The 8,251-nt window shown below is 49.8% G+C and carries 13 protein-coding genes and 1 tRNA gene; 8 read left to right on the top strand and 6 right to left on the bottom strand.

What is annotated here, in order from left to right:
• Positions 1–9 precede the first annotated feature (9 nt).
• From POTG_RS22380 to POTG_RS22370, 3 genes are all read right to left on the bottom strand, one after another.
• Entirely contained in the window at positions 10–549 is a 540-nt protein-coding gene (locus POTG_RS22380) for a DoxX family protein (protein ID WP_009227132.1), read from the bottom strand.
• 194 nt (positions 550–743) lie between these two features.
• Positions 744–932, bottom strand: coding sequence for a hypothetical protein (locus tag POTG_RS22375; protein WP_009227131.1), 189 nt, complete (start codon positions 930–932; stop codon positions 744–746).
• A 25-nt stretch (positions 933–957) separates the two neighbouring features.
• A complete protein-coding gene (locus tag POTG_RS22370) occupies positions 958–1,722 on the bottom strand; it encodes a polysaccharide deacetylase family protein (protein WP_009227130.1) in 765 nt (254 codons plus the stop codon).
• Between the two features lie 296 nt (positions 1,723–2,018).
• On the opposite strand from POTG_RS22370, the gene POTG_RS25455 reads away from it, so the two are divergent.
• The 3 genes from POTG_RS25455 (at position 2,019) to POTG_RS25270 (ending at position 3,035) form a co-directional block, all read left to right on the top strand.
• A complete protein-coding gene (locus POTG_RS25455; protein ID WP_407673976.1) occupies positions 2,019–2,102 on the top strand; it encodes a hypothetical protein in 84 nt (27 codons plus the stop codon).
• Between the two features lie 64 nt (positions 2,103–2,166).
• Positions 2,167–2,859, top strand: a complete 693-nt coding sequence (locus POTG_RS22365; protein WP_323079104.1) for a metallophosphoesterase family protein — start codon at positions 2,167–2,169, stop codon at positions 2,857–2,859.
• The gene (locus POTG_RS25270; protein WP_311202309.1) at positions 2,856–3,035 is read left to right on the top strand and encodes a hypothetical protein; all 180 of its coding nucleotides are present in this window, start codon (positions 2,856–2,858) and stop codon (positions 3,033–3,035) included. The genes POTG_RS22365 and POTG_RS25270 overlap by 4 nt, the downstream gene beginning before the upstream one ends.
• Positions 3,036–3,467: 432 nt before the next feature.
• Here POTG_RS25270 and POTG_RS22360 read toward each other — a convergent pair whose 3' ends face one another.
• Both POTG_RS22360 and POTG_RS22355 read right to left on the bottom strand, forming a co-directional pair.
• Entirely contained in the window at positions 3,468–4,052 is a 585-nt protein-coding gene (locus POTG_RS22360; protein ID WP_009227128.1) for a hypothetical protein, read from the bottom strand.
• A 143-nt stretch (positions 4,053–4,195) separates the two neighbouring features.
• A tRNA-Val gene (locus POTG_RS22355) sits at positions 4,196–4,268 on the bottom strand.
• A 242-nt stretch (positions 4,269–4,510) separates the two neighbouring features.
• Here POTG_RS22355 and POTG_RS22345 point away from each other — a divergent pair.
• The 3 genes from POTG_RS22345 to POTG_RS22335 all read left to right on the top strand — a co-directional run bounded on the left by POTG_RS22345 (position 4,511) and on the right by POTG_RS22335 (position 5,793).
• Positions 4,511–4,792 (top strand): hypothetical protein, encoded by a 282-nt coding sequence (locus POTG_RS22345; protein WP_036646729.1) that lies wholly within the window; start codon positions 4,511–4,513, stop codon positions 4,790–4,792.
• Between the two features lie 240 nt (positions 4,793–5,032).
• The gene (locus POTG_RS22340; protein WP_009227125.1) at positions 5,033–5,485 is read left to right on the top strand and encodes a GNAT family N-acetyltransferase; all 453 of its coding nucleotides are present in this window, start codon (positions 5,033–5,035) and stop codon (positions 5,483–5,485) included.
• Positions 5,486–5,553: 68 nt separating this feature from the next.
• Positions 5,554–5,793: a DUF3892 domain-containing protein gene (locus POTG_RS22335; protein ID WP_009227124.1), complete on the top strand. Its 240-nt coding sequence runs from the start codon at positions 5,554–5,556 to the stop codon at positions 5,791–5,793.
• A gap of 68 nt (positions 5,794–5,861) precedes the next feature.
• Here POTG_RS22335 and POTG_RS22330 read toward each other — a convergent pair whose 3' ends face one another.
• The gene (locus POTG_RS22330) at positions 5,862–6,599 is read right to left on the bottom strand and encodes an MBL fold metallo-hydrolase (RefSeq protein ID WP_036646728.1); all 738 of its coding nucleotides are present in this window, start codon (positions 6,597–6,599) and stop codon (positions 5,862–5,864) included.
• A 182-nt stretch (positions 6,600–6,781) separates the two neighbouring features.
• Between POTG_RS22330 and POTG_RS22325 the strand changes: the two genes are divergently transcribed.
• A complete protein-coding gene (locus POTG_RS22325; protein ID WP_009227122.1) occupies positions 6,782–7,336 on the top strand; it encodes a copper amine oxidase in 555 nt (184 codons plus the stop codon).
• 136 nt (positions 7,337–7,472) lie between these two features.
• Entirely contained in the window at positions 7,473–7,796 is a 324-nt protein-coding gene (locus tag POTG_RS22320; protein ID WP_009227121.1) for a DUF1292 domain-containing protein, read from the top strand.
• Positions 7,797–8,251: the final 455 nt, after the last annotated feature.

Genomic DNA, 8,251 nt, shown 5'->3' with positions numbered 1-8,251 from the left:
GTGCGGCGCTTACGCCGTGTGTTTAACGTTCAGCGGTTGCTTAGGCGTCGGGGCTTGCGTTCCGGCATCGCCTTTTTTGTGGAACAACTTGCGGAGGTAAGGCATCACGTAGTAGTCGAGGCCGATTTTACCAGCGTTAGCTGCAGCGACGAGAATCAGTACTTCAAGGATCAACATTTGAGCGTTGGTGCTTACCGTACCCGAGAAGAGGAACGCGGCGTTCATCACGAAGCCCATCAGTGCAGCGAAGGTGGTGAAGGTACCGAGGATCAGCCCCAGGCCAACCAGGAATTCGCCGTAAGGCACCAGGAAGTTAAAGAGTCCGACATTCGGCAAGGCAAAGTGTTCCAGGAAGGCCGCCCACCAGCCTTGTACGGCCGGATGGTCGCCAGTGCTGTTCGCGATCGCTCCGGTCAGGAAGCCTGCGGCATCGAAGCCGCCGGTGATTTTATGATAGCCGGCTTCGATCCATTGGTAGCCCAGGTAGACGCGGATAACGGTCAGGAGCCACATCGCCACTTTGTTTGTTCTCAGGAAATTGTTAAACATAAGAACCACTCCTTTTATTTATCGTTGGTTTTTTGTTTTTCGGATGATCATCTTTGATGTCTTTATTATATGTGATTTATTTCACTATATATGTGATTTAAATCACAAATATCAAAAATTGAGAAAATAAATTTTAATATAAAACAGCAAGGCGGGCTGAAGCCCCGTCTTGCTGCATGTTTGGTGGATTTCACTTATTTGGCTTGATCCTTGCTCTGATTCTTTTCTTCCGCCTCACCCGTAAAGGTTTCCGTCCATTCCTCCATCATCTCGCCAACGAAATCTTCGAGCTTCTCGGTGGCTGAGGTAGGGTGTTTCGGAACGGGAATCGGATCCACGCCGGAGCCTTCCCCAGAAGGCAGGGTATTCTGCTCCTTATCCATCTGTGTTGCTCCTTTCCAATGAAGTCTAGTGGTCAACCTTAATATGATGATCCGGCGTAACTTTATGCGTCAGCAGTTCGGATACGGTAACGAAGCGATAACCCCGGCTTTGCAGTTCCGGCAAAATGACCTTTAACGCTTCGATCGTCTGCGTGCTGTTATACACGTAATCATGCATCAGGATAATATCACCGTTGCGGGCGTTGTCCAGCACCTTGCGCACGATTCTGCGTACGCCGGGTGACGTCCAGTCCTTCGTATCCTGATGCCAGGACCAGAGGATCATCTGCAGGTTGTTATGTTTGGTTAGCTCGACAATGGCATCATTATAATATCCGCCCGGGGGGCGGAAGAGGACCGGTTTACGTCCGGTGGTCTCGAATACGGCTTCCTGGGTCATGGCCATTTCTTCCTTCAAGGCCGGTAGCGCCAGTCGATGAAAGGAAGGATGGTGATAGGAATGGTTGCCGATTTCATGGCCCGCGGCTTGTTCCATTTTGACGATTTCGGGGAATCGATTCACCCGGTCGCCCACAACAAAGAAGGTCGCCTTCGCTTGATACTTCTCCAGAAGCTCGAGAATTTTCGGAGTTTGCTGCTCATCCGGCCCGTCATCAAAGGTTAAGGCGATGTATTTTTCTTGCGTCGGCACTTCCCACACAATGTCCCCGCGTTCCTCATAATAGCTTCTTTGCTTGCCATGAACCGGGGAGGATGCCTCTGTTGCAGGGGCGAGCAGCGCAGCGGCAAGGGCGATGGTGAGCGCTGCTCCCAGTTTGATTTTGACCATCGGTTCTACGTGCCTCCATCAACTATACTTGAGCGCATGTCCGTCCGGGGAAACTCGCAGCTTCCTGTCGGCGCTGTCCGTTTAGTTTGGCTGGTTGGCGGTGCTTTTATCCATGGAAGGGTGAACCTTGAGCTTGTGCAAATCCTCCAGGCACCGTTTGCGTTCCTCTTCGGGAGTTTCCAGCTCGTTTCGAACGCACGGCATAGCTCATGTTGCTTTTGCTCTTACGGCCGATCCTCGAAAACAGGATGTCGTAGTATATTAAGGTAAGTACCGTTTATGCGGTATGGTTAGGGGTGGACATCGTGCTGATTTCTTTGGCGGGAGTCATTCTGTCCCAGAGAAATTGTCGCTATCTTCGATCCTGTGGATTGGCGTGATTGTCCTCGTTGTTGTCGGATTGAATATGAGTGGTAAGGGAGGCTAAGGGAATGGTTGATCGCAATGAGCAGCAGGCAGGGGAAGGACGGCGGGACGAGGAGCTTTTGCTTTCGTTTCAGGGTTATTACCGACACGCATGTTCGAGCAGATGAGCAGCATACGCATAACGTCAACTTGGAGCGGGCGCTGCAAGATATCGCGGCAAATGGCACGGGAAGCGTTGGCATCATGCATGCGGGAGACGTGACGGATCACGGATTTCCGGATGAATACGAAGCGTGGAACCGAAATTGGCATCGGTTTGGCGGAGCAGTGCCTCCGCTATATGTGACGATGGGCAACCATGATGTCGCATTGGAGAACTGGGAGGCACGTTTGGGACAATTTTTGCGCGGTACCGGGGCGGAGGGCATTTATCATGATCATTGGATTGATGGGTATCATTTTATTTTTCTTGGAACGGAAGAAGGGCTGGAGTTGTTTAGCTCGTTGTCGGAGAAGCAGCTGGCTTGGCTCGATGACAAGTTAGGGGAAAACGCTGCGGCAGACCGCCCGGTTTTCGTCTTCCTGCATCAGCCGCTGCTTAACACGGTCGCCGGCTCCTACGAAGCGCAGCGCTGGTACGGCGTTGTGCAGGATGCGGATCTCCGTGCCGTGCTGGCCCGTCACCCGCAGGCGATTCTCTTTACGGGGCATACCCATTGGGAGTTGGATGCCTCTCACACTTCTTATGGTGTGGAGGGCGAGGGCCGGTGATGTTCAATGCCGCTTCGGTCGCCGACCTGTGGACCGACGAAGACGAACACAAGGACGGCAGCCAAGGCTTCTACGTCGAAGTTTATCGCGACCATGTCCTCGTACGCGGTCGGGACTTTACCCGCGGCGAATGGATGGAGTCCGCACAGTTTCGGGTGGAGTATCCGCGGGGGTAGCAGGTGATTGGAAATCGGGTGGACGTATGGTGAACAGTAACATACTTTAACGAGAACGCGCACCTTTAGGGGCGGGTGTTTTTTGTGCGGTGCTATGGCGCGACGGAACAAAGGCAAGAAGCAAGAGGCCGTTTGCTGCTTGCGGATATTTGATAGCTGGTAGATGCTAGCTGTTTGATGTTGGCTGGTAGATGGTAGAAGGTAGCGTGTTTGCGGTTTGCTGATAGCTGCTAGCTGGCATCTCGGCTGCGCTAACGGACACCAGAGCCGTTATTTGGGTTCGGACGCAAGCCTACCCGTTTTAACGGACCTCAGAGACCTTATTCGGGTCTGTTGCGTTGAATCGATGAGTATTTTTGCCCAATAAGGTCACTTGAGTCCGTTAGCTCGGGAAATCTCCGGGAAATGAACAAATAAGGTCGGTACGGTCCGTTAGAGGTGGGGAGGTTGGACAATAGAGTTAGCAATCTGAACGAGTTCAGAAATACTGTACAAAGGAACAAAGTTACCATCTTCCACCTTGTTCGATCCTAAGGCATAGGTTAATCCTTGCTTTCTCCAATAGAGCCCGCTTAAGCTTGGTGTGCTTTGGATCCAGGTTTGTGTGCCATCACTTAATTTTGGCCCCTTTTTACCATCCGGTTTGGACTTTACCTGCGAATTTGAAACAGCCAGTATCAGTTGCTCTCCTCGCTCTTCATTAGCAAAGGTCAATTGGATCAAGTCAAAGTTAGCTGGGACGATATCGGCAGACTGATGGGTAATCGGAAAAGGAACTTTTGGAATAGAAACCTCAAATGGCACTTCATTCAAGGTATCTTCAAAAGATTTGCAACACTCTGAGCCTGGGTCCCATACGGCTACACCATCTCTTATGGATAAGCCTGGCGAAGTCCCGGGAGTTTGCTCGACATCCTCAGCAATGGGTGAGATATCATTGTTCTTTGCCCCAGTTCCGCAACCGCCAGCTAGCATCAGAAGAACAACGATCAAACAAACGTACATGATTTTTTTCAAAAGGACCACCCCTTTGGCTATTCCCTATTATACAGTAAATACCAGTTATATACTATATTATCTTCGAATCGGAGGCCATCTTAATCTGACAAAAGAGAAAATAAAAAATCCCTTAAAGCTTATGCTTTAAGGGATTTTCTCTATGATCTGCAGTGGGCTCGAACCACTGACCCCCACCCTGTCAAGATGGTGCTCTCCCAGCTGAGCTAGCAGATCAAACTTATAGTGAAGACAAAAATTATCTTATCAGGCGGTGGGGTTCTTGTCAACACTTTCCTAGAGTATAAGGTGTCTGTCCTCTGTCAACAATGGTGGAGGAATGCGTGTCCGAGTGGTAAGGCGCATGACGTCACGACGCTGCATTTCATTCAAGACGCGCATACAGTCAGCACTGCATACATCCATGACACGCATATATCAGACAGACAGGCACCACGTAACGAAAGGAAGAAGTGAACATGCGTTGGAACCACCATCACCGCCATATTGGCCTTAACCATCATAACAACAGCAATGATCAAATCTCGTCGCCGAAGAGCGAGACGAAACGGCCGCGGTCCCTTTGGGTTGCCGTCGCGGGGGCCGTCTTGCTGCTGGCCCTGACCAGCGCCTGCCGCATGGCGCCAAACGCGGAGACCTTAAGCCGGCAGACCGGCGCATTCCCTTGGCCGTTTGGGCCATCCGTGTCGGATGGCGTGTATTCGCCTACGATTATAGAGGATGTGTATTCCACGGAATAAATGCTTTATTCTTCCTCGTCCCATTTGCGGGAGTAGCCTTTCTTCGTCGTGTAAAACATGGAGGCAATCAGCAAAACCGCGATGACGACCGCAGCGGCGATTGTTACGCCCATGACCATACCCCTAAGCCAGCTCCTTTCCATCGATGTCCATGAGACAACTATACATGAAAATGATTTTTTTGTATAATGATGCAGTTTAGATGATCCAACAGACAAGCAATGGTGGGAGGGGAACGAAGTGTCGGCTGCAACAATCATTCATGTCGATCATGAGGAGCAATTACAGAAATGCCTGGACATCCGCAAAGAGGTGTTCGTCGAGGAACAGAAGGTCCCCGTTGAATTGGAAATTGACGAGTACGACCAGATTGGCCCGGATGTACATCATGTGCTGATCGAATTGGAAGGGGACTATGTTGCGACAGGCAGATTGATTTACTATAAAGACAATGCCGCCAAAATGCAGCGGATCGCCGTACGTGAGCCGTACCGCTCGAAAGGCGTAGGCAAAATCCTGCTGCTCGCCTTAGAGGAGCTGGCACGGGAGCTCGGTCTCACGAAGTCGGTGCTGGATGCTCAATGCCATGCCGAAGGGTTCTATGCTAAACTCGGCTATGAGACAATCTCGACTGAACCGTTTGATGACGCCGGTATTCCGCACGTCCGGATGGTCAAGTCGTTAAAATCGTAAAGGTCATAGGTTTGGAGGTTTTGGGGCAAGCTAGATCTAATCTTAATGAAGAGGAGATGAGCTAGCCGATGGCCCTGAATACCAGAGAAACGTTTATTGCCGTGCGGAAGAACGGTGACGGGGATTTGGTCGCGTTCAAGACGTCCAGCGGCCGCGTGCTGGATTACCAGCAAGCCCTGCAGGAAGTGAAGGCAGGCGCGATCGCCGGCGTCAATGTGTTTAAGGGACGGGACGGAGAGATGTATATCCGCGGCGATGCTGATGGAGATCCGTCCAACAACTTGGATAACTTGCCTAGCTTCGAATAACGTTGATCCATATCCTATATTTTGAAAAAAGAACCCTGCAGGTCATCATGCCCGCAGGGTTCTTTTGGTTACAGCGTATAGACTTCGTGCTGACGCAGAAAGTCCATGTTCCCCGTAGCGCCTCGGAAGGATTCCATATCATCGCTATAATGCATCAGCAGGATTTGGCTTTGGATCTCGGTTGGCAGGGACAATAACTCCTGCAGCGTCGTATGAACTTCACCTTTCCCGGTAAGTTGGACCTCGTGAAAAATTCGGCGGCACCCCCGCTCACGAACAAGCCTCATTAAGAGCTCCGGCTCGAACGTCATATCCGCACTGTAAAAAATCTCATCATTGATATAAAGCGAATAGCTGGGTTTACCCGGGATATGCGGCGTTCGGATGAGCTCCACTTTTAACTCAGGGGCAAGCTGTGCAGGCTCGCTTTCCTTTAATAGACGCACGTCAAACACGTCGTTTAGCGAGTGGATTACACCGTCTTGGCTTAACCCGCCTTTCAGCGTATTTTCCCATAGCGGCTCCACCAAATTTTCAGCAATATACAGGATCGGTTTCCGTCCAGAACCAAATTTCCGGCGAAAAGCCAGCTCTTCCAAGCCTCCAACATGATCGCCATGGATATGGGTAATCAGCACGGCATCGATCTCCTCCACCGACTTGCCGATCGTGTGCAGCGCCAGGGGGGCGGTGATTCCGCAATCGATGAGCAGGGTGAAGTCACCGGCATAGAGGAGCGCGTTGTTATTAAAATATTTTTTGGCAAACGCTCCGCCCGTCCCCAGCATTTGTAGTCGTAAAGCCATCAGGCATTCCCCCTTAGGTCAAGTATGGATCACCTCTTTAACTGTACACAATTTCCAGCCGAAACAAAAGGTTAGGCTCGCTCTATAAAAAAATGCCGTCATTTCCCATCAACACCGCAACTTGACCGGAACCAGCGAGTATAACTATACATCAACAGGAATCAAATGGAGGGTCAACATTCATGAAATGGAGAAGAGTTGCATTACTGGTGGTGGCATTCTCTCTTATGGGAGGTTCCCTGCTCTTTGCCGACGCCGCGAGCACCAAGGTGAAGCTGATGCTGAACGGCCGCGAGCTGGAAGACGGCGGATATATTATAGACGGCAAAACCTATGTACCCGTACGCAATCTCGAAGGTTTAGTTGAATTTAATGACAGCACCAAAACGGTGAATTATTATAAACCCAATGTCCATATGTTTCTATTCGCGGATGACAATGTGTTTGGCGATGTGAAGAAGACGGGGAAGCTGAAGTTTAATGTTTTCTCTCAAATTGATAATTTACGCACGAACATCTCGGCAGTGCGGGTGTCCATCACGGCCCCGGACGGGACGTCCAAGGAGATCCAGACGGATGAAATCAAAGAGCAGCGCGATAACTTCTGGTTCCGGACCAAGGACTACACGTATGATTTCAAGACATCGGGCCGCTACATCGTAGGGTTCTACATGAAACCGTCTAACGGATCAGATTTCGTGCTCGTTGCGGAGAAAAGCATTAACGTTCTGAAATAACCGCACAACCGAGCACAACACGGGCATCCGCTCACGAAAATTGACCTGTCCCCACCAAAAATGTTACGATACGGGAGGAACGAAGCGGGAGACCCTTCTTCAGTCCATTAAAACATACTTAAAGTGAGGTAATTTCATGAGCGACCACAATCACGAACACGGCGAAGCATGCGGCTGCGGCCACGATCATGACCATGATCATGAGCATGAAGAGTTTGTGTTGACGCTGACCGACGAAGAAGGGAACGACGTAGAGATGGTTCTTGTCGAGACGTTCGACGTTGGCGAGAAAGTGTACGCATTGCTGCTCGAGCGCAACAATCCGGAAGCGGACGGCATCATTCTCCGCATGGAAGAAGAGAACGAAGAAATGGTGCTTTACAATATCGAAGACGAACAGGAATGGAAACAGGTAGAAGAAGCTTACAACGAGCTTGTCGCCCAAATGGATGAAGCCTAATTTGCGGCGGATCACCTGGTATAGAAGCTAAGAGCTCCCCGGAAGCGGGGGGCTTTTTGTATAGTTCTAGGTTGATGAGTTTTTACGACACCTTTGAAGCAAAAAACTACCCACTTATGCGGGAGAGAGATCTGGGGATTGTGAAAAACAAGATCATTGAGATGTTCGGGCTGCGTTCAAAACCCGAAGTATAGACGAAAAGAGATCATGATCAAGTGAAGGGAGACGATCGAAATTTTGAAGGGGTTATGAAAATCAAAGGAGTGGAGATTATATAGAGTCACTTGATGCAAGGGTAGAGTTTAGATGCAGTTTGGTAACAGAAGGTTTTACCCCAAGAGCACATACCACTTTGATCAAAAAGAACAAAAAATTAAAATAATTATTCCAATATTTCCAAATTTAAGATATAGTAAAATTACCATATATTAGGTCATCTCATTATATATGGATAT

The organism is Paenibacillus sp. oral taxon 786 str. D14 (assembly GCF_000159955.1).
Lineage (GTDB): Bacteria > Bacillota > Bacilli > Paenibacillales > Paenibacillaceae > Fontibacillus > Fontibacillus phoenicis.
Note: the sequence above shows the minus strand (reverse complement) of the source record. Positions and strands in the feature narration are given on the sequence as shown.

Coding starts and splice junctions, on each gene's coding strand:
- POTG_RS22380 (WP_009227132.1), bottom strand. CDS start 549: ATGTTTAACAATTTCCTGAGAACAAACAAAGTGGCGATGTGGCTCCTG.
- POTG_RS22375 (WP_009227131.1), bottom strand. CDS start 932: ATGGATAAGGAGCAGAATACCCTGCCTTCTGGGGAAGGCTCCGGCGTG.
- POTG_RS22370 (WP_009227130.1), bottom strand. CDS start 1,722: ATGGTCAAAATCAAACTGGGAGCAGCGCTCACCATCGCCCTTGCCGCT.
- POTG_RS22365 (WP_323079104.1), top strand. CDS start 2,167: ATGAGCAGCAGGCAGGGGAAGGACGGCGGGACGAGGAGCTTTTGCTTT.
- POTG_RS22345 (WP_036646729.1), top strand. CDS start 4,511: ATGCGTTGGAACCACCATCACCGCCATATTGGCCTTAACCATCATAAC.
- POTG_RS22335 (WP_009227124.1), top strand. CDS start 5,554: ATGGCCCTGAATACCAGAGAAACGTTTATTGCCGTGCGGAAGAACGGT.
- POTG_RS22330 (WP_036646728.1), bottom strand. CDS start 6,599: ATGGCTTTACGACTACAAATGCTGGGGACGGGCGGAGCGTTTGCCAAA.
- POTG_RS22325 (WP_009227122.1), top strand. CDS start 6,782: ATGAAATGGAGAAGAGTTGCATTACTGGTGGTGGCATTCTCTCTTATG.
- POTG_RS22320 (WP_009227121.1), top strand. CDS start 7,473: ATGAGCGACCACAATCACGAACACGGCGAAGCATGCGGCTGCGGCCAC.